The sequence below is a fragment of the Cupriavidus sp. H39 genome, assembly GCF_050271075.1.
GTDB lineage: Bacteria > Pseudomonadota > Gammaproteobacteria > Burkholderiales > Burkholderiaceae > Cupriavidus > Cupriavidus necator_B.
This window is the reverse complement of the sequence record NZ_CP189846.1, coordinates 555,657-578,119: the sequence shown is the minus strand read 5'-3', so window position 1 is coordinate 578,119 and position 22,463 is coordinate 555,657. Positions and strand designations below refer to the sequence as shown.

At 69.7% G+C, this 22,463-nt stretch carries 16 protein-coding genes; 10 read left to right on the top strand and 6 right to left on the bottom strand.

Translation table 11 applies throughout. The features are described from left to right. Window positions 1–346: 346 nt before the first annotated feature. Window positions 347–1,069: a Crp/Fnr family transcriptional regulator gene (locus tag ACOCMH_RS03025; protein ID WP_012354880.1), complete on the top strand. Its 723-nt coding sequence runs from the start codon at window positions 347–349 to the stop codon at window positions 1,067–1,069. Window positions 1,070–1,151: 82 nt separating this feature from the next. Here ACOCMH_RS03025 and ACOCMH_RS03020 read toward each other — a convergent pair whose 3' ends face one another. After that, on the bottom strand, window positions 1,152–2,117 hold the full coding sequence (locus ACOCMH_RS03020) for a DUF1839 family protein (RefSeq protein WP_427308344.1): 966 nt from the start codon (window positions 2,115–2,117) through the stop codon (window positions 1,152–1,154). 488 nt (window positions 2,118–2,605) lie between these two features. Here ACOCMH_RS03020 and ACOCMH_RS03015 point away from each other — a divergent pair, with 488 nt between their 5' ends. From ACOCMH_RS03015 to ACOCMH_RS03005, 3 genes are all read left to right on the top strand, one after another. Further along, on the top strand, window positions 2,606–4,180 hold the full coding sequence (locus tag ACOCMH_RS03015; protein ID WP_427307702.1) for a mannose-1-phosphate guanylyltransferase/mannose-6-phosphate isomerase: 1,575 nt from the start codon (window positions 2,606–2,608) through the stop codon (window positions 4,178–4,180). Window positions 4,181–4,292: 112 nt separating this feature from the next. Further along, window positions 4,293–6,632, top strand: a complete 2,340-nt coding sequence (locus tag ACOCMH_RS03010) for a polysaccharide biosynthesis tyrosine autokinase (RefSeq protein WP_427308342.1) — start codon at window positions 4,293–4,295, stop codon at window positions 6,630–6,632. Between the two features lie 93 nt (window positions 6,633–6,725). Then, a complete protein-coding gene (locus tag ACOCMH_RS03005; RefSeq protein ID WP_427307701.1) occupies window positions 6,726–8,540 on the top strand; it encodes a serine aminopeptidase domain-containing protein in 1,815 nt (604 codons plus the stop codon). Window positions 8,541–9,476: 936 nt separating this feature from the next. On the opposite strand, the gene ACOCMH_RS03000 is transcribed toward ACOCMH_RS03005, so the two are convergent. The 4 genes from ACOCMH_RS03000 to ACOCMH_RS02985 all read right to left on the bottom strand — a co-directional run bounded on the left by ACOCMH_RS03000 (window position 9,477) and on the right by ACOCMH_RS02985 (window position 14,121). Further along, complete coding sequence (locus ACOCMH_RS03000) at window positions 9,477–11,726, bottom strand: polysaccharide biosynthesis tyrosine autokinase (protein WP_171517485.1); 2,250 nt, start codon at window positions 11,724–11,726, stop codon at window positions 9,477–9,479. Further along, entirely contained in the window at window positions 11,723–12,226 is a 504-nt protein-coding gene (locus ACOCMH_RS02995) for a low molecular weight protein-tyrosine-phosphatase (protein ID WP_236901439.1), read from the bottom strand. The genes ACOCMH_RS03000 and ACOCMH_RS02995 overlap by 4 nt, the downstream gene beginning before the upstream one ends. Window positions 12,227–12,230: 4 nt before the next feature. Next, window positions 12,231–13,421 carry a polysaccharide biosynthesis/export family protein gene (locus ACOCMH_RS02990; protein ID WP_427307700.1) on the bottom strand — a complete coding sequence of 397 codons (1,191 nt, stop codon included), beginning with the start codon at window positions 13,419–13,421 and terminating at the stop codon, window positions 12,231–12,233. A 145-nt stretch (window positions 13,422–13,566) separates the two neighbouring features. Next, a complete protein-coding gene (locus ACOCMH_RS02985; RefSeq protein WP_171517484.1) occupies window positions 13,567–14,121 on the bottom strand; it encodes a putative colanic acid biosynthesis acetyltransferase in 555 nt (184 codons plus the stop codon). Window positions 14,122–14,349: 228 nt separating this feature from the next. On the opposite strand from ACOCMH_RS02985, the gene ACOCMH_RS02980 reads away from it, so the two are divergent. After that, a complete protein-coding gene (locus ACOCMH_RS02980; RefSeq protein ID WP_427307699.1) occupies window positions 14,350–15,162 on the top strand; it encodes a class I SAM-dependent methyltransferase in 813 nt (270 codons plus the stop codon). Between the two features lie 96 nt (window positions 15,163–15,258). Further along, on the top strand, window positions 15,259–16,413 hold the full coding sequence (locus ACOCMH_RS02975; RefSeq protein WP_427307698.1) for a glycosyltransferase family 4 protein: 1,155 nt from the start codon (window positions 15,259–15,261) through the stop codon (window positions 16,411–16,413). Here ACOCMH_RS02975 and ACOCMH_RS02970 read toward each other — a convergent pair. Next, complete coding sequence (locus ACOCMH_RS02970; protein WP_427308340.1) at window positions 16,410–17,135, bottom strand: polysaccharide deacetylase family protein; 726 nt, start codon at window positions 17,133–17,135, stop codon at window positions 16,410–16,412. The genes ACOCMH_RS02975 and ACOCMH_RS02970 overlap by 4 nt on opposite strands. 272 nt (window positions 17,136–17,407) lie before the next feature. On the opposite strand from ACOCMH_RS02970, the gene ACOCMH_RS02965 reads away from it, so the two are divergent. Genes ACOCMH_RS02965 through ACOCMH_RS02950 form a run of 4 tightly spaced genes read left to right on the top strand, consistent with a single transcriptional unit; the run spans window position 17,408 to window position 22,459 of the window. Beyond that, window positions 17,408–18,640 carry a glycosyltransferase gene (locus ACOCMH_RS02965; RefSeq protein ID WP_427307697.1) on the top strand — a complete coding sequence of 411 codons (1,233 nt, stop codon included), beginning with the start codon at window positions 17,408–17,410 and terminating at the stop codon, window positions 18,638–18,640. Beyond that, on the top strand, window positions 18,637–19,902 hold the full coding sequence (locus ACOCMH_RS02960; protein WP_427307696.1) for a hypothetical protein: 1,266 nt from the start codon (window positions 18,637–18,639) through the stop codon (window positions 19,900–19,902). The genes ACOCMH_RS02965 and ACOCMH_RS02960 overlap by 4 nt, the downstream gene beginning before the upstream one ends. Continuing rightward, window positions 19,899–21,089, top strand: coding sequence for a glycosyltransferase (locus tag ACOCMH_RS02955; protein ID WP_427307695.1), 1,191 nt, complete (start codon window positions 19,899–19,901; stop codon window positions 21,087–21,089). The genes ACOCMH_RS02960 and ACOCMH_RS02955 overlap by 4 nt, the downstream gene beginning before the upstream one ends. Next, the gene (locus ACOCMH_RS02950; RefSeq protein WP_427307694.1) at window positions 21,083–22,459 is read left to right on the top strand and encodes a hypothetical protein; all 1,377 of its coding nucleotides are present in this window, start codon (window positions 21,083–21,085) and stop codon (window positions 22,457–22,459) included. The genes ACOCMH_RS02955 and ACOCMH_RS02950 overlap by 7 nt, the downstream gene beginning before the upstream one ends. Window positions 22,460–22,463: the final 4 nt, after the last annotated feature.

The following is a 22,463-nucleotide window of genomic DNA, read 5'->3' as shown; positions in this document are numbered from 1 at the left end:
GCCACCGGCCCGGTGCCGGCCGCTTACTTGCATTCGCCGCCAGCCCCGGGCGCCGCGCCGGCCTGCTACCAACCAACCAAAGGATGAACGAGTACCAGCCGTCTGCCTACTGTCGCTTCTGTGCGCCATGGCACTTAATACAGTCAACAGACGAGGCAGGCACACCGCACACCGCAGGGCTTGCGCGTCGGGACGGAAAGCGGCTTGCGGCCCGTCATCAGTCAGTCCTATGCGGTGTCAACAAGTCGGAAAGCATCAGTCACGGGTGGAGCGGTACAGCCGGGCTTTGCACCACGCAGCCAGTGCGCGGCCCAGTGCCGGTCCCGGGTCAACGGGGAGAATCAGCATGATCACGCAACGGTCGGACCTGCATGTCAATCATCTGCTCAATGCCTTGCCGCGGCAGGAATGGGAGACGCTGTCGCGCCACTTTGAACTGGTCCGGCTACGTGCCGGCGAACTGCTGACTGACACCAGCCAGCGCATCGTGCATGTGTATTTCCCGACCACCTCGGTGGTGTCGCTGCTGTCGCTGCTCGAAGACGGCGCCACGGTCGAGTTTGCCGCGGTCGGCAATGAAGGCCTGGTCGGCATTCCGGTAGTGACGGGTGGCGATACCATGCCCAGCCGCGTCGAAGTGCGCAGCCCGGGCTTCGCCTACCGCATTCCCGCGCGCGCCCTGCGCGCCGAGCTGTCCTACCTGCCGACCCTGCAGCGGGTCACGCTGCTGTATGTGCAGGCGGTGCTGACGCAGATCGCGCAGACGGCGGCATGCAACCGCCACCATTCGCTGAACAAGCAACTGTGCCGCTGGCTGCTGCTGGCGCGCGACCGCATGAACTCCAACGAACTGGTGATCACCCAGCAGGTCATCGCCAACATGCTGGGCGTGCGCCGCGAAGGCGTGACCGAAGCGGCCGGCAAGCTGGAAAACCTCGGGCTGATCCACCACAGCCGCGGCCATATCACCATCCTCGATCATTGCGGGCTCGAGAAGCATTCCTGCGAATGCTACAAGCTGGTCAAGCGCGAGTACGACCGCCTGTTGCCCGCGCTGGCCCACGCCTGAAGCGCCACGGGCGCACGGCACGGCAGGAGCCGTGCGCCCGCGGTGCTGGCGGCGCTTGCCGTTGGCGTCAGGCGTCTGCCCGCTACGCGGGATCGGCGGCGCCGAACGCCGACAGCAGGCCGGCGATGACGGTTTCATAAGCGCACTCCATTGTGTCCAGGCACTCGGCGCAGCGGTCCGGACGGCCGCGCGCCATGGCCCGGGCCAGGCGGAACTGCAGCACCTTGCTTTCCGAAGCCATGCGGTTGGCGGCCTGCGCGACGTGCGCGGGCACATCGTAACCATGCTCGCCGAACCAAGCGAGGCAGTGATGCAGCATCTCGAAGTTCGCCCCCAGCTGGCGCGGCAGGTTGAAGCCGTAGTGATGGAAGTAGGCATCGCCGCGCGCCAGGATCACCGCGACGTGTTCGTCGAAGTCGGCGCGCCAGCGCGTGACCGGGTTCAGCGCGGGGCGGCGGCCCAGGTGGTGGCGCATCAGCGCCGCGGCGGCGTCGGCCGCGGCCGCGCCGTGCAGCGGCGCGCGCACGCGCTTGGCGCATTCGGCGTACGGAAACAGGATGTTGCCGTCGCTCAGCTCGGGCGTCAGGCGCAGCAGGCCGCGGTAGTCCTCGCCCTCGGCGGTGTGGTACCCGAGGCTGTGATAGTAGGACAGCCGCTGCGCAGCGGGGTCGATCCGGTCGATCGCGACGGTGGTCTTCACATGCGCCTGGCGGTAGGCGGTGGCGCGCGTGTCGGGCAGGTAGTAGCTGTCCATCTCGACCAGCACGGTATGGCCGCGCCCGACCTGTTCGACCAGGTGGGCCTGCAGCGTGTCGTAGACCGCCATCTCCTGCACCACCGTGCCGTACAGCAGCTCGATGTCCGCCTGCGGATACTTGAAGAAGGTGAAATGGTCGCCCTCGTAGTCCTGCGCCACGGTGAAGGCCAGCGCCGCGCGCGGGTCGAGCCCCCAGCCATACAGCAGCTCGATCCACAGGTCCATGTAGCAATTGGTCTCCTGCCAGATCGAGGCTGCATCGTGCAGCCAGCGCTGCACCGGCCGGGCCATGCGGCACGGCGACTGGCGCGTGTAGTGGTAGCCGGCGCGGTCGGGGGCCGTGGTTGCTGCCGTAGTTGCGGCCGCACTTGCGACCGTAGTTGCCACCTTAGTTGCCGCCGTAGTTGCCACCGCCTGCTCCATGTCGTTTCTCCGCCGTACGCGCATGCCGCCGGGCCGCGATGGCAAGCGGCGTCCCTGCACGGCCCACTGTATTGCAACGCCGGCGGCCGCCGCTATCGGTGCGTTCTCCAACAGAGCGCGCGCGATCGCACGCCGCCGCGGCGCGCATGTTGGCGACCTGCCCCGGCGGCACAAGTGGGGTGTGCGGAATCGAACAGATTGCGCCAGGGCGCCTGCCTAGACTGGCTGGCATCCCCGTCATGGCGGTCAGGGACCGCTGCCGGGCGTACCCGTTTCTGCGATGCTGCCGGTGCGGCTGCGCAGGCCCGGGCGCAACGCGCGGGACGCTTGGAACTGCCGACACGCCAGGAGGCATGATGCGAATTCGGACCCGGGAAGAGAACCAGACGCCGCCGCCGGTCAACGGCGAAATCCATGCTGCCCTGCAGGGCTTGGGCGACCGGGCGGCGCATTGCGCCGCGGTGCCGGTGGTGCAACCCGTGATCCTTGCCGGCGGCGCCGGTACGCGCCTGTGGCCGCTGTCGCGCGAGCAGTTCCCCAAGCAGCTGCTGAACCTGATTGCCGAAGACACGCTGCTGGAAGCCACGGCCAACCGCCTCGCCGGCGTGGCCGCGCTGGCGGGCCGCCCGGACGGCATGGAGGCGGCGCAGATCGTGGTCTGCGGTGAAGAGCACCGCTTCATGATCACCGACATGATGAAGCGCGCCGGCAAGCCGGCGCGCGTGCTGTCCGAGCCGTGCGGGCGCAATACCGCGCCGGCGCTGACGGTGGCCGCGCTGCATGCGCTGGCCGCCGCGGGCGAGGGCGGCGATGCGGTGCTGGTGGTGACGCCGGCCGACCACAGCGTGGCCGATGTCGCGTCCTTCCGCGAGGCCATCGCCACGGCGATCCGGCATGCGGACCTCGGTGCCATCGTCACGCTGGGCGTGAAGCCGGTGGCGCCGGAAACCGGCTTCGGCTACATCCGCGCGGCGGGCGGCGCGGACCATGGCGCCTTCATGCTGGACCGCTTCGTCGAGAAGCCGCACCTTGAGCTGGCCAAGCACTATGTCGAGTCCGGCGAATTCTGGTGGAACAGCGGCATCTTCGTGGTGCGGGCCTCGGTGTGGCTGCGCGCGGTGGCCGAGTTGCAGCCCGAGATGGCTCGGCAATGCCGCGCCGCCTATGCGGCCAGCGAACCAGCCGCCTGCGCCGGCGAAGTGCTGTGCCTGGGCAAGGAGGCGTTCCACGCCTGCCCGTCCGACTCGATCGACTACGCGGTGATGGAGAAGCTCGAGACCTTGCCGGATGTCGCCGGCATGCTGGTGCCGCTGGATGCGGGCTGGTCCGACGTGGGCTCATGGGCGGCGATCTGGGATATCGCGCCGAAGGACGCCAGCGGCAACGCCGGGCGCGGACGGGTGCTGTTCGACGGTGCCAGCTCGTGCCTGGCGCATTCCGAAGGCCGCCTGATCGCGTGCGTCGGGGTGCAGGACGTGGTGGTGGTGGAAACCGCCGATGCGGTGCTGGTGGTGGACAAGGCCCACGTGCAGGACGTGAAGAACATCGTGCAGCGGATCCGCTCCGAGCATGGCAATGAAGTGGTGAACCATCGCAAGGTACGCCGGCCCTGGGGCTGCTATGACTCGATCGATCGCGGCGACCGCTTCCAGGTCAAGCGCATCGTGGTCGAGCCCGGCGCCAGCCTGTCGCTGCAGATGCACTACCACCGCGCCGAGCACTGGGTCGTGGTGCGCGGCACCGCGCGCGTGACCTGCGGCGACAACATCAGCATTCTTTCGGAAAACCAGTCGACCTATATCCCAATCGGCACCCTGCACCGGCTGGAAAACCCGGGCAAGACGCCGCTGGAGATCATCGAGGTGCAGTCGGGCGCTTACCTGGGCGAAGACGACATCGTGAGGTTCGAAGACAACTACGGGCGCAAATAAGGGGTTGGCGGCCAGTGCGTTGCGCCAGGCGCCGGCAGGCGCGGCGGACACGCACCGGTTGCCGCGTGATCAGCGAGAGGCAGCGTTTGGCGGGAGAGATGTCGTGAGCAGAATGTCATTTGCCGGAGCCGTACCGGTACCCGACCAGGTGTCGCCGCGCAGCGGCGCGAACGCGCGCTTGTTGCTGGACCACGCCGGCTGGATCCTTGCCGCCGGGCTGACCGGCGCCGCCATTGCCTGGCTGGGTTGGCTGGCCACGCCTGACCTGTATCGCGCCAAGTCGCTGGTGCAGCTGCAGACGCGCGACGGCGCCGGCCGCGCGGCCACGCCGCAACTGGACCTGGGCATGCTGAAGAGCCGCGCCGTGGTCGGGCCGGTGGTCGAGCGCCTGCACCTGGATATCGAAGTCCAGCCGCTGCGCGCGCCGCTGCTGGGCAGCCTGGCCAACCACTTCGCCGAGCCCGGCAAGCTGCGCGGCCCATGGCCGGCCGAGCTGGGCTATGCGTGGGGCGGCGAGCGGGTGGCGGTGGAGCGCCTCAACGTGCCGGCGCGCCTGCTCAACGTGCCGCTGACGCTGGAGATCCTGCCCGACAACGGCTTCCGGCTGAGCGGACCGCAGGTGCAGGTCGAGGGCCGCGCGGGCCAGCTGGCCGAGGCCGGTGGCATCTCGATGCTGGTGGGGCGGATCGAGGCGCGGCCGGGTACGCGCTTCCTGGTGACGCGGCGCGACCTGACGCTGACCGTCGATGCCGTCACGCGCGAGTTGCGCGTGGAGGGCGAATCGAGCGACGCCACCACGCTGCGCATCAGCTGGCAGAACCGCGACCCCGCCACCGCGGCCGCGCTGGTCAACGGCATTGCCGATTCCTATATCAAGGGCCAGGCCGAGCAGCGCCAGGACGACACCGCCGCGACGCTGGCCTTCCTGTCCGGCGAACTGCCGCGCGTGAAGGCCGAGCTGGAGCGTGCCGAGAGCGCGCTGACGCGCTACCGTTCGCGCTCGGGCTCGCTGGCGCCAAGCCAGGACGTGCAGTCCTACCTGAACGGCAGCATGGAATACCAGCGCCAGATCGCACTGCTGCGCCTGGAGCGGACCAAGCTGCTGCAGCGCTTTACCACCGAAGCCAACGAGGTCCGCACGGTCGACAGCCAGATCCAGCAGCTCACGCGCGAGCGCCAGGAGATGGACGCGCGCATGCAGAACCTGTCGGCGTCCGAACGCGAGTCGGTGGCACTGACGCGCGACGTCAAGGTGGCCGAGGACATGTACATGACGCTGCGCAACAAGGTCGAGCAGCTGTCGCTGGCGCAGCTCGACCGCACCGGACAGGTGCGCATCGTCGACAACGCGCTCACGCCCACCGTGCCGGTCGGCATGGGACCGTGGACGCCGGCCGCCGGTGGCGGCGTGCTGGGCATGCTGCTGGCAGCCGGGGCACTGACGCTGCGCCAGCGCGTGCGGCCCACCGTGGCCACCGCCAATGACGCCGAAGACAAGCTTGGCATCACCATGCTGGGCGACATTGCCTTCAGCCGCGAGCAGGCCACGCTGGAGCGCATGGTGTCGGCCAAGGCCCTGCTGGGCGTGGCCGCGGGCTACGCCGTGCCGCCGTCGGCGCGCCTGGAACGGCCGCAGCCGTCGAGCGCGGTGATCGATGTGTCGGCGCTGGAGCATGACAGTGCCGACCGGTTGCTGCGGCTGGGCTTGCACGACCAGTTCCTGCTGGCGCGCAACGCGCCGCATTCGCTGGCGGTGGAAGGGCTGCGCAATATCCGCGCCGCGGTGCATTTTGCCCTGCGCAGCGCGCCAGACCATGTCATCGCCGTCACCAGCCCCGCGCCCGGCGCGGGCAAGACCTTTGCGTCGGTGAACCTGGCCGTGCTGTTCGCCGAAGCCGGGCAGCGCGTGCTGCTGATCGACGCCGACCTGCGCCGCGGCCGGGTGGCCAGCTGGTTCGACCAGCCCGCCGAATCCGGCCTGGCCGAGCTGCTGACCGGGCACGTGCCGCTGTCCGCCGCGGTGCGGCCCACGGTCGTGAACGGGCTGTCGATCCTGCCGGCGGGCTTGCCGCCGCCGAATCCGTCGGAACTGCTGATGCGCCCCGGCATGGCCGAAGCGCTGCGGCAGTGCGCTGCCCGCTTCGACCTGGTGCTGATCGACACCCCGCCGGTGCTGGCCGTGGCCGATGCCAGCCTGGTCGCGAACCTGGCGGGTTCGACCCTGGTGGTGCTGCGTGCGGACGCTACCCTGCCCGGCCAGGTCGATGAAACACTCAAGCGCCTGCAGCGGGCCGATGCGCGCCTGCTGGGCGGCATTCTCAACTGTGTGATCGCCAAGCGCAGCAACCGCGCCGAATTCGACAGCGTCAACCCTTACCTCGGCATGCCGGCGACCGCGCCGATCTCGCGCCGGATCGGGCAGGCGCTGCACCGCGAAGAGAAGAAAGAATAAGAGGCGCAGAAGCGGGAGCGTACCCGTTTCTGCGTGGATGGGTGGTCTGTTCCACCGGCTCGGCGGCGGACCATCCACTTGCGAGGAGGCGACATGAGGCGCCTGATGTTCGAAGGCTGTGCCGGCTGGCTGCACGAGGCACAAGGCACAACTGGGGTGGTCCTGTGCGCGCCGCTGGGCCACGAGGCCATGTGGTCGCACCGGGCATGGCGGCATCTGGCCGATGATCTCGCCGCGGCCGGCATGCCGGTGCTGCGTTTCGACTATCCGTGCACCGGCGACTCGGCAGGTGCCTGCGAGGCGGCACACTTCCTCGGGCGCGCCGCCTCCAGCATCGTCGCCGCGGCCGCGCAGCTGCGCGCGCTGACCGGGGTGGAGCGCATCGTGCTGTGCGGGCTGCGCGCCGGCGCCAGCCTCGCGGTGCAGGCCGCCGAGGCAATGCGCTCACACCCGGCATGGGAGGGTGGAGTGGCCGGGTTGGTGCTGATCGCGCCGGTGGTCAATGGCCGCGCCTACCTGCGCGAACTGCGTGCGCTGCATCTGAACTGGCTCAACAGCGTCGGGCCGACCGAAACCCCGCTACCGGCGCCGGCCGGCGCGCTCGATGTGCTGGCCTACCGCTTCACTGCCGACACCGTGCGCGAACTCGAGGCGCTGCGCCTGGACTGCGACACCTCCTGTCCCGCGCCGCGCGTGCTGCTGCTCGACCCGTGGCCCGGTACCCCTTCTGCGACCGGCGCGCTGGCGCAGCGCTACACGGAAGGCGGCGCGCAGGTCGAGTCGGCCGCATTCCCCGAATACGCCGAGATGATGCAATCGGCCGAGTTTGCCGGGGTGCCGGCACAGGCGTGGCGGCAACTGGTGCAGTGGCTGGCGCGGATGCCGGCGGCGCTACCGGCGGCACGCTGGACCATGCCTGGCGCGTCGCGTGCGGCGTCCCTGCGCGTGGCCGTCGACGGCGTGGTCGAAGAGTCGGTCTGGCTCGACGCACGACGCCAGTTCGGCATCCTGTGCATGCCGAGCGACGCGGCACCCGCGCCGGTCGCGGTGATCTTCCCGAATACCGGCGGCAATCACCATGTCGGCGATGGCCGCATGTTCGTCACGCTGTCGCGCCGGCTGGCAAGGTTGGGCGTGGCCGCGCTGCGGCTGGACGTGGCGGCGCTGGGCGACAGCCCGCGCGCGCCACGCAGCATGAGCATTCCCGAGATCTACTCCCCCGCGCCGCGCGCGGACGTGAGCGCCGCGGTCGACTGGATGCGCGCGCGCGGTTTCCGCGGCATCGTGCTGGCCGGCGTGTGCTCCGGCGCTTTCCTGAGCCTGCACGCCGCATTGGCTAACCCCGGCGTGAACGGCCTGGTGCTGGCCAACCTGGTGAAATTCCGCTGGGACCGCGCCGATGACCGCAGCGCGGGCAAGGGCGCGCGATCGTGGCAAGGCTGGCTCTCGGCCGCGCGCCGTAGCGGCAACTGGGAACGGGTGTTGCAGGGGCAGGTGCGGATCGGCGCGCTCGCCGCGGCCATGGCGCGCTATGCGTACCGGCACGCCACCGAGCGCGTCGCGTTTCGCTTGACGCGGCTGCGCGGTGGCGAAGATTTGGCATCAGTCACGGCTTACGCACGGGCCGCGATGCGCAGCCTGAATGAGCGTGGGGTGCGCACGGACATGCTGTATGGGTCGGAGGACGTGGGGTTCGATGAGGCTCAGCTCCGTTTTGGCAGAGATCTGGAAGCGCTGGCGGCGTTCACGCAAATCACTGTGCATCGGCATGGGTGTATGGATCATGCGTTGTTTCTGGCGGAGGGGAGGCAGATTTTTTGTGACCAGGTGGTCAAGCATGTGGTGGGGACATTGGCTGCGATGGAGGCGGTGGGGGAGGGGTTGCCGCAGGGTGCGAAGGTGTGTTGATGGTTTTGTTGGGATTGGGGGGTGAGGCATGGTGACATGCTGTCGGCTTTTGAACCGCTGGGTTCCGCCCTGCTGGGCGGGTCACTTTTTGTCCGAGCGACAAAAAGTAACCAAAAAGCGCGTTTACTGCCCTGCGGGCGGCATGTCTTATCGCAGTGTGCCTGGGGGTTTTCGTACGGGGCTGGGCTTCCTCGCATAGCGGGACTGCCTGCCGCGGTGGTGCACGACCGTGGGAGGGGCGTTGGAGCGGTGTTTGAACGAGCCCAGAGCGGCCGGTGGCCACCTGCTGCAGGCCTTGCCATAGGAACGCCTACGGCTGCGCTGCGCGCAGGCAGTGTCGCAGATCGGGGTTCCCGGCTCGGAACGCCTCGCTGCGCTCGCTTGGCGCTGCCGGGCCGCAGGGCCTGTCTGGACTTCCGTTTTTTTTGTGTGCGAGGCGGGTTTCTGAGTTCCGTCAGCCAGTAGCTGCCGGCGCGTAACACTGCTGCAGGCGTCCCCCCGAAGGCCTTGTGCGATTTCGCCAGACCGGGTCACCGGCCCGTAGCGCCAAGCAAGCGCAGCGAGGCGTACCGTGCCGAGGCCCCTGACCTGCGATACTGCCTGCGCGCAGCGCAGCCGTAGGCGTTCCTACGGCAAGGCCCGCAGCAGGCGGCCACCCACCGCTCTGGGCTCGTTCAACCATCCCTTCAACGCCCCTCCCACGGTCGTGCACCCCTGCGGCAGGCAGTCCCGCTATGCGAGGAAGCCCAGCCCCGTACGAAAACCCCCAGGCACACTACGATAAGACATGCCGCCCGCAGGGCAGTAAACGCGCTTTTTGGTTACTTTTTGTCGCTCGGACAAAAAGTGACCCGCCCAGCAGGGCGGAACCCAGCGGTTCAAAAGCCGACAGCATGTCACCAACACCGCCCCTTCCAAAACCCAACCTAAGCCACCTTAAGCCCTCTTAGAACTCGCGCCCCCATACTGATTCATATACCGATACTTCCCGAAGTGATAGTGCGCCCGATACCAGCGCCCCTCTACCTTCAGGCCATTGAAGATCACGCCCTTGATATCACTCCCCGCCTGCACGATCGCCCGCCGCGTGGCCTTGAGCTCTGATGCCGTACTGGCATCGGCCCGCGCCACCAGGAACACGGCCCCGGCCTTGGTCGCCAGCACGCCGGCGTCGGAAGTGGCCAGCACCGGCGGGGTATCGAGCAGCACCACGTCGTAACGGTTCCTGAGCGTGGCCAGCAGCGTGTCCATGCCGCGCGTCTGCAGCAGGTCGGCCGCCAGCGGCGGCTCGGAGCCGGTGGCGATGAAGTCCAGCCCCGGCACCACGTCGCGCTGCAGCACCTGCTCCAGCGGCGTGCCGGTCAGCAGTTCGGTCAGGCCCGGCACGCGCGGCTTGCCGAAATGGTGGTTGAGCCCGCCGCGCCGCAGGTCGGCGTCGACCAGCACCACGCGGCGCCCGGCGGTGGCCAGCACGGTGGCGAAGTTGGCCGAAATGAAGGACTTGCCTACTTCCGGCGCTGGCCCGGTGATCACCACCACATTGTTGCTGTCGCTGTTGAGCAGGGCAAACTGCAGTGAGGTGCGGAAGCTGCGCAGGCTTTCCACGGCCGGGTCGTCGGGCAAGCGCCTGGCGAGCAGCTTGTCGATATCGGGCCCGCCACGCAGGCGCGACTGCGCGGCACTGTAGGGCACCGTGGCGTACACCGTCATGCCGGTTTCACGCTCGATCTCGTCCGCATCGGCGACGCCGCCGTCGAGCAGCCGGCGCAGCACCACCACCGCTGTCCCGGCCAGCAGCCCCAGCAGCACCGAGGCCGCGGCAATCAGCTGGCGGTTGGGCTTGACCGGGCGGATCGGCACCTCGGCCGGGTCCACCAGCCGCGCCGTGCCGATCTTGCTGGCCTTGACCAGCCTGAGCTGCTGCACGTCGTTCAGCAGCGACTGGTACATCTCGGTGCTGACCCGGACATCGCGCATCAGCCGCAGCACGTTCTGCTCGATATCCGGCAGGCGCTGGATCTTGCTGCCGACCGCGCCGAGCTCGGCGTTCACGTCGGCGATCTGCTTGTCCATGATCTCGATCGCCGGATGGTTGGGCGTGAAGCGCGCGATCAGTTCCTGGCGCCGCTGCCGCAGGTCCGCCAGCTTGGTCTGGGCCGCCACGGATTGCGCCAGGACCAGCCGGGATTCTTCGTTCAGGTCGATGGTGCCGCGCTGGTTGCGCATGTTGTTGTAGCGCGACTCGGCGCTTTCCAGCTGCTGCTTGAGCTGCGGCAGCTGCGCTTCCAGGAAGGCCAGCGACTTCTCGGCCTCGGCGGCCTTGCGGCGCAGATTCTGCTCGACATACTCGTTGCCGATCTCGTTCAGGATGGCGGCGGTCTTCTCGGCCGAGGTGCCCTCCAGCGCCACGCCGATCACGCCGCTCTGCTTGCCGCGCTCGGTGATCATCATCTGGCTTTGCAGGTCGGCAATGGCCACCGCGCGCGGTACGCGCGAGACATGGAAGACTGCGCCGGGGCGGCCTTCGAGCTGGCTGATCTCGATGGTGACCTTGCCGCTGTGGGTCGCCACCGTCAGCGGCACGCCGACGCTGCCTTCGGCCACGGCATCGTCGCTGGCGAAGGCCAGCCGGTACTTGCCATTGCCCATTGCGGTCACCGTGATCAGCCGGCGCTCCATCGCGGCCGGCACCTCCAGGCGCGATACCGCGATCGCTTCGCTGCCCCACGCATAACCGCCCTTGCCGAAGAGGCCCGGCTGCGACAGCTCGCGGTTGAAGCCGGCCAGCGCGGCGCCGATCACCGGGAAGTAGTGCGGCGACGCGGACACGTCCAGCTGCAGCGCGTCCACCGCCTTGCCCACCACCATGCGCGAGCGCAGCAGCTCGATCTCCGCCGAAGGCGCGGGCCTGACGTCGTACACCGGCGACACGGTCGCGGTGGGCTTGTTGGGGTTGTTGGCGCTGGCGCCGTTCTGCTCCTCCACCTGCACCAGGATGTCGGCGCGGTAGACCGGCTTGCTCAACAGCGCGAACAGCAGGCCCGCGGCCATCACCGCCGCGGCGACCGCGAGGAAGGTCCAGCGATAACGGACCAGCACGTCGACATACGAAGTCAGGTCCGACGACGGCTCATCGCCTTCGGGGGCCTGGGCCTCGTAGTCACGCAGGTTCTTGATGTTGCTCATGTTGCCTCCCCGTAGCGGGTTGCCTGTGCTTCGGATTGAATCTGTGCCGTCCATGCCTGCACGCCCTCGCGGATCAGCCCCAGCACGATCAGGAACATCGCCTGCGAGCCGCCGTAGGGATCGGGAATATCCGCCTGCGCGGCCTCGCACAGGCGGAAGGTCTTGCCGCGCGCCTGCGGGAAGCGCTGCTCCAGCCATTCGCGCTGCTCGCTGTCCATCACCAGCACCAGGTCGGCAGCGTCGACCATGTCGTCGTCGAGCTCGCGCGCGCGGTGCGGCGCCAGGTCCAGCCCGTCCTTGGCCAGCAGCCGGATCACGCGCGGATCGGCGCCGGCGCCCACCGGCGGCGCCAGCCCCGCGGAACTGATGCTGCAGCCGGGCAAGGCCTGGCGCAGCAGGTCGGCGGCCATCGGGCTGCGGCAGCGGTTGCCCAGGCACACCACCAGGATCGAGCGGATCATCGCGGCTTCATCGGGTTTCAGGATCGGCAGATGCAGCATGGGTTCAGGGCCGCGCGAGACTGTTGACGCCCACGATCGGGCTCACCAGCAGGGTCATGACCCGGCTCCACCGCACCACTTCGCGCGCATCGACGTAGACCACGTCCTTGGGCTCGAGCTCGAAGCCTTCGGCGATCGCCAGCGCCACCGGCGAGGAGCCGTCGAGGTGGAACACCTTGGGCGCATCGTTGGCCATCTTGCGGATCACGTAGATATGCTCGGCGTTGGCGGAGTTGGGGTTGACGCCGCCGGCGTCGCCGAGCGCCTCGTTCAGCGTCATGCGCCCGTTGCGCATCAGCAGCGAGGCCGGCCTGACCACTTCGCCGGTGACAAAGACCTTGCTGTCCTCGCGTTGCTCGACGCGCACGATGTCGCCCGAGCGCAGCAGGATGCGCGACGGGTCCACGCCCTTGGCCAGCATCGCGGGGATGTTCACGTACCAGCTGCGCTCGCCGCGGGTGACGCGCACGCGGCTGTTGTCGCCGGTGTTGTTAAGCACCCCGCCGGCGCGGTTCAGCGCCTCGACCAGCGTCATCGGCGCGTCGTCGATGGCGAGCATGCCGGGCGTCCTGACCTCGCCGTCGACATAGACGCGCTGGCTGCGAAAGCCCAGCACGCGCACCGTCATCTGCGGGTTGCGCACCACGCGCGAAAGCACGCGCGCCATTTCGTCGCGCACCTGGTTGGCGGTCTTGCCGGCGACCTTCATCACGCCGGCATACGGGAACTGGATGTCGCCGTTGGGACTGACCACATAACCGGGCATGTTGGAGCCGCCGGTGGAGGCCGGAACCTCGAAGCCCGCGCCGATGCTATAGGTCTGCGTCGGGAACACCAGTTCGGGGTGATCCCACACCACCACCGAGATGATGTCGCCGGGGCCGATCACGTAGGGCTTGGGCGTGGCGAACAGCTCTTCGACGCGGTGATTGGTGGGTTTGCTCTTCGCGCGCAGTTCGCGCACCAGGTCCATGGTGATGGGCGTGATGTCCGGCTTGGCGTCCGGCCCGACGGCATCGACGTTTGCGTTCGCGCTGAAGTACATCCCCGGCGATGCGGCGCAGCCGCCCAGCAGCAGGGCGGCGCCGAGCACGGCGCACACGCCCGGCAGCGCGCGCCGGCGCGCCGCGCGGGTGCGGGGGATGAGGCAAGTGGTGCGGCATTGACTGGTTTCCACGACGTTCCTCCTGCACATTGGGGCTGCGCCCTCGCTGGGACGGCATGCCCCCGATGCTCCCAGCCTAGGGCTGCGGGTAGCCCGGATCAGTGCGCTCTCGCACACTGCGCCGAGCGCTGTGAGTGGCATGCCCCGCACCGGCCACGTGCCGCCACCGGCACCGCTATGGCTGTGGCCGGCGCTGGCCGATGGCGCGCGCGGGGGTGCCGCCGTACACCGTCCAGGCTTCGCGCAGCGGCTTGGTGACCACCGTGCGCGGCGCGATCACCGCGCCCTCGGGCAACGTCACGCCCGGCGAGATGAAGGCTTCGGCGCACACCCACACATGGCGCTCCAGCGTGATCGGCGACGCGATCAGCTGGAAGGTCTCGCTGTTGTAATCATGCGAGCCCGTGCACAGGTGCGAGCCCTGTGACACGATGGCGTAGTCGCCCAGCGTGATCGGGCTGATGTTGTAGAGGGTCACGCCGTCGGCGACGGCGGTGTGCTCGCCCATCACCAGGTTCCACGGCGCCCAGATCCGCGCCGCGGGATAGACCCGCGCATCGCGGCCGAGGCGGGCGCCGAACAGGCGCAGCAGCGCGGCACGCCAGGCATGCATCGGGCGCAGGCTGGGGCGGAACAGCCACAGCCATACCCAGTTCCATAGCTGCCGGCGCACGCGGTTGGACAGCGAAAACGACGGGCCGGAGGTGCGGTGGGTGTGCTGGATGATCATACGGAGCGTTCCGGGACGGCGGGCATTGCGGCGATGCTCGCGCCAAGCGGCGCGCGGATCGGTGCGCCGTGCCACAGATGCAGCGGCCGCGCGCGACCGGCGCGGTGTGTTCGCGCACGGTTGCGCGCCAACCGGCGGCGCATCGTCGGCGTTATGCACTCGGGCACGCGGGTCGCGCCATTGGGGCGGACGCCCGGCGTGGCTCGTACGAGGCTACTGGAGGCATGGATGGAAACGGCACAAGACCGGATCAACCGCCGCGCCTGGGCCAGCTGGGGTGCCACCCGCTGGTTCGGCACGATGACGGACTGGACCGACCCGGGCGAGGCGGCGGCGCTGTCGTATGTCGCGCAAGACGCACGGGACACCCCGGTGCTCGACGTCGGCGTGGGTGGCGGGCGCACGGTGGCGATGCTGCGCGCGCTCAGCCATGACTACCTCGCCATCGACTACACCCCGCGGCTGGTGCAGGTCTGCCGGCGCAACCACCCGGGCGTGGCGGTCAGGCTGATGGATGCGCGCGACTTGTCGGCGCTGGCCGACAACAGCTTCGGGCTGGTGGTGTTCAGCTTCAACGGCATCGATGCCGTCGACTACGCCGGTCGCGCTGCGATCCTGCGCGAGTTCGCGCGCGTGCTGCGGCCCGGCGGGCTGTTGCTGTTCTCCACCCATAACCTGCACGGACCCAGCTATCGCGAGAACCTGTCTGTGTTCCTGCGGCCGCCGGCATGGTCGGCCAACCCGCTGCGGCTGGGCCTGAATGCCGCGCGCATGGTCGTCAACCTGCCGCTGGCCACCGTCAACTACCTGCGCCATTCGCGGCTGAACCAGGAGTGCGACGGCTACGCGGTGCGGGTGTGCGCCGCGCACAAGTTCGGCATCGTCATTGTCTATACCGAGCGCACCGCGCAGCAGCGCGCACTGGCCGAGGTCGGCCTGAGCACCGAGGCCGTGTTCGGCGACCTCGCCGCGACACCGCTGGCCGACGGCGCCGGCGTGGAGGATATCCGCTGGTTCCATTTCATCGCGCGCAAGCCGTAGCTTCGCCACGCTTCAGGCAAGTGCGCCAGCGCACGGAACGGCACCCGGTGATGGTGCATCCTGCGGCCAGGACGCAGCTTGCACAGGCGTGCTTGCATGCTGCGCGACCGGAGCCATGACGCGATGATGCAACCCTTGCGGCTGCCCGAGACCCCTGCGCCGTTGCCAAGCATCCTGATCTTCAGCGCCCCTTTCCATCCATTGATCGGCGGCATGGAGCGGTTCGCCGAGGAGCTGGCGAGCGGGCTGGCGGAACTGGGCTACCCAGTGGAAGTGGCCACCAGCACGCCCGCCGCGCCCGGCGATGCCACCACGTTCCCGTTCGCCGTGACCCGGGTCCGCGGCAAGCTGCAGCTCGCGCGCGCCTTGCTGCGCCACCGGCGCGTGCTGTTCGTCGGCCTGACCTTCTACGACGTGATGCTGGCCAGCCTGCTGCGCCGGCGCATCGTGCTGACGCACCACGGCCCGTACGTGGTCCATGGCGACACGCGCGGCGCCTGGACCGGTGCTTTCAAGCGCTGGCTGTCGCGCTTCTACGACGGCATCTGCGTCAGTCACTACCTGGCCGGCTGGCTGCCGGGCCAGCCGCTGGTGATCCACAATGGCTATCGCGACGAACTGTTCGCCGACCCCGCGCCAGCCGGCGCGCGGCCGGCGGGAAGCTTTATCTTCGTCGGGCGGCTGGTGTCCGAGAAGGGCGTGGACTTGCTGGTGCGCAGCTTCGCGCGCCTGCAGGCGCGGCAGCCGCACGCGCGGCTGACCATCGTCGGCGAAGGGCCGGAGCGCGAGGCCCTGGCGCGGCTGGCCGCCGGACTGGGATGCGCGCACGCGGTGCACTTTGCCGGCTGCCAGGGCGCCGCCAGCGTGGCGGCGCTGCTGGGCCGGCATCGATGCCTGGTGGCGCCGTCGCTGGGCTATGAGTCCTTTGGCATCGTGGCGCTGGAAGGCCTGGCGGCAGGGTGCGAAGTGATTGTCAGCCAGCGCGGCGGCCTGCCCGAAGCGGTCGGCGATTTCGGCTGGGTCGTCGAGCCGGCACTCGAGCCGCTGCACGCCGCCATGGCTGCCGTGCTGGCCGGCGCGTCACGCCGGGATGCCGCCGGCACGCGCCAGTTCCTTCGCGAGCACGAACGCCACGCGGTGGCGCTGCGCTATGCCGAGGCCATCGCGCGCTTCACGCAGCATCCGAGCGAGCCGCGCGAGCGCACCCCCTTCAGCACGGAGCGGCAGGGTTCTTCCGAAGCTGGCCGCTAGGCTTCGCGCCAGCGGTCTTCGTGCGCGGTCAGGCATTTGCGCAGGAAGCCGAGCATGCCGGTGGCGCAATACACGCTGACGCGGGGCAGGCCGAACGGGTCGTCGCTGGCGCGGGCCAGGCCGCGCGCGGTAATGGTGGCGTTGGCGTAGCCCGCCTCGCGCACCATCGCCCGGTGCGCGGCATCCTGGCTGCCATAGGGGTAGCAGAAGGCCGTTACCGGCACGCCGAGCCACTGCTCCAGCTCATCCTTGGATGCGGCGATCTGCCGGCGCGCCTCCTGCGGCGCCATGCGGCGCAGGTCGACATGGTCCAGCGTATGCGAGCCGACCTCATGGCCGCCCTGGTGCCATGCGCGCATCTGCGCCACGCTCATCAGGGCTGCGGGGCGGATCCCCAGGTGCCGGTCCCAGACATTGCTGCCCGACAGCTGGCGCGAGACAAAGTAGTTGGTGGCGGTGAAGCCTAGCGCATCCAGCGCGGGCATGGCGTGCTCGAACACGTTGCGAAAGCCGTCGTCGAAGGTGATGCCGAACACCTTGCCGCTGCGCTCGCCGTGCAGGTACGGCATCAGGTCGCGCATGCTGAGGCCGCGATAGCCAAGCCGGTGCATCAGCCGCATCTGGCGGCGAAAGCGCGCGGGCGGCACCCACAGCCCGCGCCCGGGCGAGCGGCGTGGCGGCGGTGCGTCGATCTGGTGGTACATCAGGATCGGAATCGGCATGGCGTGGCGCGGATAGGGCGCCATGCAAACGGCGCCGGTGGGAGCCATTCTGGTGCGCTGCGGGGCGCGGCTCGGTGCGCTGGTCCACATTCGCCAGGCGGCGCCAGCGCTGGCCGGCGCGGGTGTGTGGCAGCGAACAGAGCCTGCGCGCGGCCTGGCTCATGCTGCGGGCACGAGGACGTATGGTCCCGCTTGCCATTGGCGCCAGCCTGGGGACACGTGCCAGGCATCAAGCGGGCACGACGCGCGCATTCCGGAGATCGCCCTGCATCATGAAATTGCTGCACGTCATACCCTCCATCAACCCGGCCGGGGGCGGCCCCATCGAGGGCATTCGCCAATTGCGCCAGCCGCTGCGCGAGCGCGGCGCCGAGATCGATGTCTGCTGTGGCGACGCCCCTGACGCACCGTTCGTGCGCGCCAGCGAGATGAACGTGATCGCACTGGGGCCGACCGCGACGAAATACGGCTTCAACCCCCGGATGCTGCGGTGGCTGCGCGCCCATGCGGGCAACTACGACGCCGTGCTGGTCGAAGGCCTGTGGCAGTTCCATGCGCTGGCCACCTGCCTCGCGCTGCGCGGCGGCCAGGTGCCTTACTTTGTCTTTACCCACGGCATGCTCGATCCGTGGTTCCGCGAGCGTTATCCGCTCAAGCACATCAAGAAGAGCCTGTACTGGCTGCTTGGCGACTACTGGGTGTTGCGCGGCGCGCGCGCCGTGCTGTTCACCTGCGAGGAAGAGCAGCGGCGTTCGCGCAATGCCTTCTGGCCGTATCGCTGCCGCGAGCTGGTGGCCGGATACGGCACCGCGCAGCCGCCCGCCGAGGCCGCGCCGCTGCGCGAGTTCTTCCTGGCCGCATTTCCGGAATTGCGCGGCAAGCGCATCGTGCTGTTCCTGGGCCGCATCCACGAAAAGAAGGGCTGCGACCTGCTGCTCGAAGCCTTTGCCGGCGTGGCCGGTGCGGACCCGCGGCTGCAGCTGGTACTGGCGGGGCCGGTCGAGGCGGCGCTACGCGCGCGCCTGGCGCGGCAGGCCGAGTGCCTGGGGCTGGCGCAGCGCCTCAGCTGGACCGGGATGCTGTCGGGCGACCTGAAATGGGGCGCCTATCACGCGGCCGAAGTCTTCAGCCTGCCGTCGCACCAGGAGAACTTTGGCGTGGCCGTGGCCGAGGCGCTGGGCTGCGGCGTGCCGGTGCTGATCTCCGACAAGGTCAATATCTGGCGCGAAATCGTGGCCGACGGGGCCGGGCTGGCCGGCGCCGACACCGCCGCGGGCACCGGCGCGTGCCTGCGCCAATGGCTGCAGGCCGGGCCCGCCGCGCAGGCGCGCATGCGGGTGCAGGCGCGCGACTGCTTCCTGCGGCGCTACGAGGTGCGGCAGAGCGCGCAGCGGCTGCTGGACATCCTGGGCGAGCGGCCGGCGCCGGCGCCTGCCGCCGAGGCCACGTCGCAGCCCGCGCACGGACCCGCCGCCACCAGTGCCACGCCGGGCGGCACCCCATGAAAGCGCTGCGCATCTTTGTCTTCGCGGTGCTGTCGCAGGGGCTCGGTGCCGTCACCGGCCTGCTGCTGGCGCATTGGCTCAGCGTGGGCGACTACGCCATCTATACGGTCACGGGGGCCATCGTCGGCGCCATGTCGATCATCACCAAGGGCGGCATCCATTTCGGCCTGAATGCCATCCTCGGGCGCACCTGGCCCGACCGCGAGCGCGCGGCCCAGGCCACGCGCGCCGCGCTGGCGCAGCGCAAGCGCATCTCGGCCTTCCTGCTGCCGCCGCTGCTGATCGTCGCCGCCGTGCTGATGTACCGCAACCATGCGTCGCTGGCGCTGGTGGCCGCGTTGCTGCTGACGCTGCTGGCGATGTGGTATTTCGACATGCAGTCGCGCGTGGTGGACCAGGTGCTGCTGTTCGCCAACCGGGCGCCGGCGCTGCAGGCGCTGGATGCCAGCCTGTCGGGGGCGCGGCTGCTGCTGTCGGGGGTGGTCTACCTGCTCGGGCTGCAGAGCGCGCTGGCCGCGAGCCTGGTCAACACGCTCTTCGCCGGCCTGCGCGTGCCGTTCGTGCGCCGCTGGCTGCGCCGCGAACTGCCGGCGACGGCGGCCGAACCCGTGGCCGAAGACCAGCGTTCGATCCGCGCCATCACGCGCCGGCAGATTCCGATGGACGCGTTCTTCTGCCTGCAGTCGCAGTTCGCCTTCGGCATCGTCGCGTTTTACGGCGCGGTCAGCCAGACCGCAGCGATCGGCGCGCTGTCGCGCATCGGCCAGTTGCTGGTGCCGGTCAGCATCGTGGTGGGCGCGTATGTCGTGCCCCGTTTCGCGCAGGCGCGCGAGCACGTGCTGCGCCAGTACCTGGGCTGGCTGCTGCTGGGTTCGCTGCCGGCCTGCACGCTGGTGCTGCTGGCCTGGCTGTGGCCCGGGCTGCTGCTGCGCCTGGTCGGCGCCAACTACGCCGGCCTGGGCTCGGAACTGGTGATCGCCTGCCTCGGCGCCGGTGCCTACAGCATCGCCGGCGTAGCCTGGGAACTGCTGGCCAACCGCGGCCTGAACCACTTCAACTACATGCAGGTGCCGGTCGTGATTGCCTGGTGCCTGGCCGCGCCGCACCTGCTGGACCTGTCCACGCTCAGGGGCGTGCTCTGGTTTGAGGCCGGCCTGGCCTCCGGGCTTGGCGCCGCGGTGATGTGCGAGCTGGCGGGCGCGATCCGCGCCGGGCGGCTGCTGCCGCCGGCCGTGCTGAGCGTCGACGGGGGCCGCCCATGAAGATCCTGGTGACCCACCCCGGCCTGCAGCATTCGCACCAGATGGCGCAGGCGCTCCACGAGGAGGGCCTGCTCTGCCAGTACTGGTCGGGCGTGCCGGTGCGCGGGCCGGGCGAGCCGGTGCCGTGGTGGCTGCCGCCGGCGCTCGGCGCCAAGGTGCGCGAGGTCGGCATCCCGCTGGCCTTGCGCCGCCATCCGCTGTGCTTCCCGGCCATGCTCAAGCTGGGGCTGCACCACCGCGTCCGGCTCAACCGGTATCTGGGCATGTCGCAGTCGGCCTATGCGCACCGCGTGTTCCACCTGTTCGATGCGTGGGCGGCGCGGCGCGTCGAGGCGCTGCGCCCCGACGTGGTGGTGGCCTACGAGAACTCGGCGATGCAGACCTTCGAGGCGGCCCGCCGTATCGGCGCCCGCTGCGTGCTCGACGCGCCGGCGGTGCATCGCGCGACGGCGGCGGCCCTGCTCGGCCTGCAGCCCGACCCGTACCTTGCGTGCATCGATGCGCGCAAGGACCGCGAGGTCGAACTGGCGGACCTGGTCATCACCTGTTCGGAGTTTGCCGCGCAGACCTACGCGCGGGCCGGCGTGCCCAGCGCCAAGCTCAGGCCGATCCTGCTCGGCGCCAGCCCGCCGGGCGACGTGCGGCGCCGGCGCACGCGCGCCGGCACGCGCTTCCTGTATGCCGGCGGCTTGACCACGCTCAAGGCGGTCGACCTGCTGCAACAGGCCTTTGCCATGGTGCGCGCGCGCGTCCCGGAGGCCGAGCTCGCGGTGGCCGGCGGCGGCGCCGAGCCGGGGCTGGCCGCGGCACTGGCGTCGACCCCCGGGGTTACGCTGCTCGGGGCCTTGCCGCAGTCGGCGCTCTACCAGGAGCTGGCCGACGCCGACTGCCTGGTGCTGCCGTCGCGCTTCGATTCGTTCGGCATGGTGGTGGCCGAGGCGCTCGCCTGCGGCACGCCGGCGCTGGTGTCGGAACGGGTCGGCGCCAAAGAGATCTTGCAGGAATTCCCGCGCGCGGGCTGGGTCGTCCAGGTCAGCGCGCAATCCTTGTATGACCGCATGCTGGAGCTTGCCACGGTACGCGCCAGCCTGGACGAGGCGCGCCCTTACGCGAGCATGGCAGGGGAGAAATACACCTGGGCCAGGTATCGCCGCGCCGCGGTCGCAACCATTGCCACGCTATGCTGAGCCCCTCCGTCGCACACCTGGCGCCGCCGGCGCGCTCGCGCATCCGCCGGCAGGCCCGCACCACCTTCGGCACCGTGTTCCTGCTGGTGTTCCTGGTGGCCGTCCTAGAAGGCGCGGCGCGCAAGTGGGTAGCCGGCTCGCTGAGCCTGCCGCTGGTGCTGCTGCGCGACCTGCTGGCGGTGTATGGCATCTACTACGCCATGCGCTATGGCGGCTTTACGCCGGCGCGGCCCGCGATGCGGCTGCTGATGCTGTGGAGCGCGCTGGTGCTGGCATGGGGGCTGCTGCAGGCGATTGCCGGCGACGGCAGCTTTGCCATCATGCTGGTCGGCCTGCGCTTCTGGCTGCTCTACGTGTGGTTCGGCGTGGCCGCGGCGCTGCTGCTCGAGCCCGAAGACGTGGCGGCGATCTGCAAGACCACGCTGGTGCTGATGGTGCTGATGGCACCGCTGGTGGTGCTGCAGCACTATCTGCCGCCCGGCAGCTTCCTGAACCGGCAGGTCGACGGCGACGAAGACCGGGTCTTCATGATGGTCGGCGACATCGTGCGCACCACCGGCACGTTCTCGTTCACGCTGGGCTATACCACCTTCCTGGCGATCACCATGCCGATGGCGCTGCACTACGTGCTTGGCGGCGAAGGCAAGCGGCACTGGCTGTATGCGCTGGTGGTGCTGGGCAGCCTGCTGGTCAGCGTGCTGGTGAGCGGATCGCGTGCCACCGTGCTGCTGTTGCCGGGCCTGTTCGGGGTGGCGGCGCTCTGCACGCTGGCGTTCGGGCGCGGCGTGGCTAAGCGCCGTGTGCTGGTCTGGGCCGGCGCGGCGGTGCTGATTGGCGCCGTCGGCATGGCCGTGTTCAGCGAGTCCGTCGAAGGCACGGTGCAGCGCTTCCACGACGCCGCCGAGGACGAAGACTTCGGCGACCGCGTCGGCACCATGTTCCTGGGCGAGACCGAAGCCTACGCCAAGCCGAGTCTGCTGGGCGCGGGGCTCGGACGCGGCAGCAACCTGGCCAGCTACCTCGAGCGCGGCGAAATCACTTTCATGCTGTCCGAGACCGAGACCGGGCGCACCGTCGAGGAGGCCGGCCTGCTCGGCTACCTGTACGTGGCGCTGAAGTTCGCCGTGTGCGTGGCCGGCATGTGGCTCGCCATCGGTGCGGCGCGCCGCACCGGCAGCTGCTTTGCCATCCTGCTGTGGCTGGTGAGCACGCTGGGCCTGCTGACGTGGTCGCTGATCGGCCAGCTGACCGCCAACGTGCTGGGCTTTCTCCTGGTCGGCCTCACCATGGCGGTCACGCGCCTGGAGCGGCAGGGGCGGCCGGCGCGCACGGACGGGCGCGCGCGGCCGCGACGGCGACACGCGCGCTAGCGGC

Excerpts from the sequence above, each read along its gene's own strand:
- ACOCMH_RS03025 (WP_012354880.1), top strand. The coding sequence starts at position 347 with ATGATCACGCAACGGTCGGACCTGCATGTCAATCATCTGCTCAATGCC.
- ACOCMH_RS03020 (WP_427308344.1), bottom strand. The coding sequence starts at position 2,117 with ATGGCCCGGCCGGTGCAGCGCTGGCTGCACGATGCAGCCTCGATCTGG.
- ACOCMH_RS03015 (WP_427307702.1), top strand. The coding sequence starts at position 2,606 with ATGCGAATTCGGACCCGGGAAGAGAACCAGACGCCGCCGCCGGTCAAC.
- ACOCMH_RS03010 (WP_427308342.1), top strand. The coding sequence starts at position 4,293 with ATGTCATTTGCCGGAGCCGTACCGGTACCCGACCAGGTGTCGCCGCGC.
- ACOCMH_RS03005 (WP_427307701.1), top strand. The coding sequence starts at position 6,726 with ATGAGGCGCCTGATGTTCGAAGGCTGTGCCGGCTGGCTGCACGAGGCA.
- ACOCMH_RS03000 (WP_171517485.1), bottom strand. The coding sequence starts at position 11,726 with ATGAGCAACATCAAGAACCTGCGTGACTACGAGGCCCAGGCCCCCGAA.
- ACOCMH_RS02995 (WP_236901439.1), bottom strand. The coding sequence starts at position 12,226 with ATGCTGCATCTGCCGATCCTGAAACCCGATGAAGCCGCGATGATCCGC.
- ACOCMH_RS02990 (WP_427307700.1), bottom strand. The coding sequence starts at position 13,421 with ATGTGCAGGAGGAACGTCGTGGAAACCAGTCAATGCCGCACCACTTGC.
- ACOCMH_RS02985 (WP_171517484.1), bottom strand. The coding sequence starts at position 14,121 with ATGATCATCCAGCACACCCACCGCACCTCCGGCCCGTCGTTTTCGCTG.
- ACOCMH_RS02980 (WP_427307699.1), top strand. The coding sequence starts at position 14,350 with ATGGAAACGGCACAAGACCGGATCAACCGCCGCGCCTGGGCCAGCTGG.
- ACOCMH_RS02975 (WP_427307698.1), top strand. The coding sequence starts at position 15,259 with ATGCTGCGCGACCGGAGCCATGACGCGATGATGCAACCCTTGCGGCTG.
- ACOCMH_RS02970 (WP_427308340.1), bottom strand. The coding sequence starts at position 17,135 with ATGCCGATTCCGATCCTGATGTACCACCAGATCGACGCACCGCCGCCA.
- ACOCMH_RS02965 (WP_427307697.1), top strand. The coding sequence starts at position 17,408 with ATGAAATTGCTGCACGTCATACCCTCCATCAACCCGGCCGGGGGCGGC.
- ACOCMH_RS02960 (WP_427307696.1), top strand. The coding sequence starts at position 18,637 with ATGAAAGCGCTGCGCATCTTTGTCTTCGCGGTGCTGTCGCAGGGGCTC.
- ACOCMH_RS02955 (WP_427307695.1), top strand. The coding sequence starts at position 19,899 with ATGAAGATCCTGGTGACCCACCCCGGCCTGCAGCATTCGCACCAGATG.
- ACOCMH_RS02950 (WP_427307694.1), top strand. The coding sequence starts at position 21,083 with ATGCTGAGCCCCTCCGTCGCACACCTGGCGCCGCCGGCGCGCTCGCGC.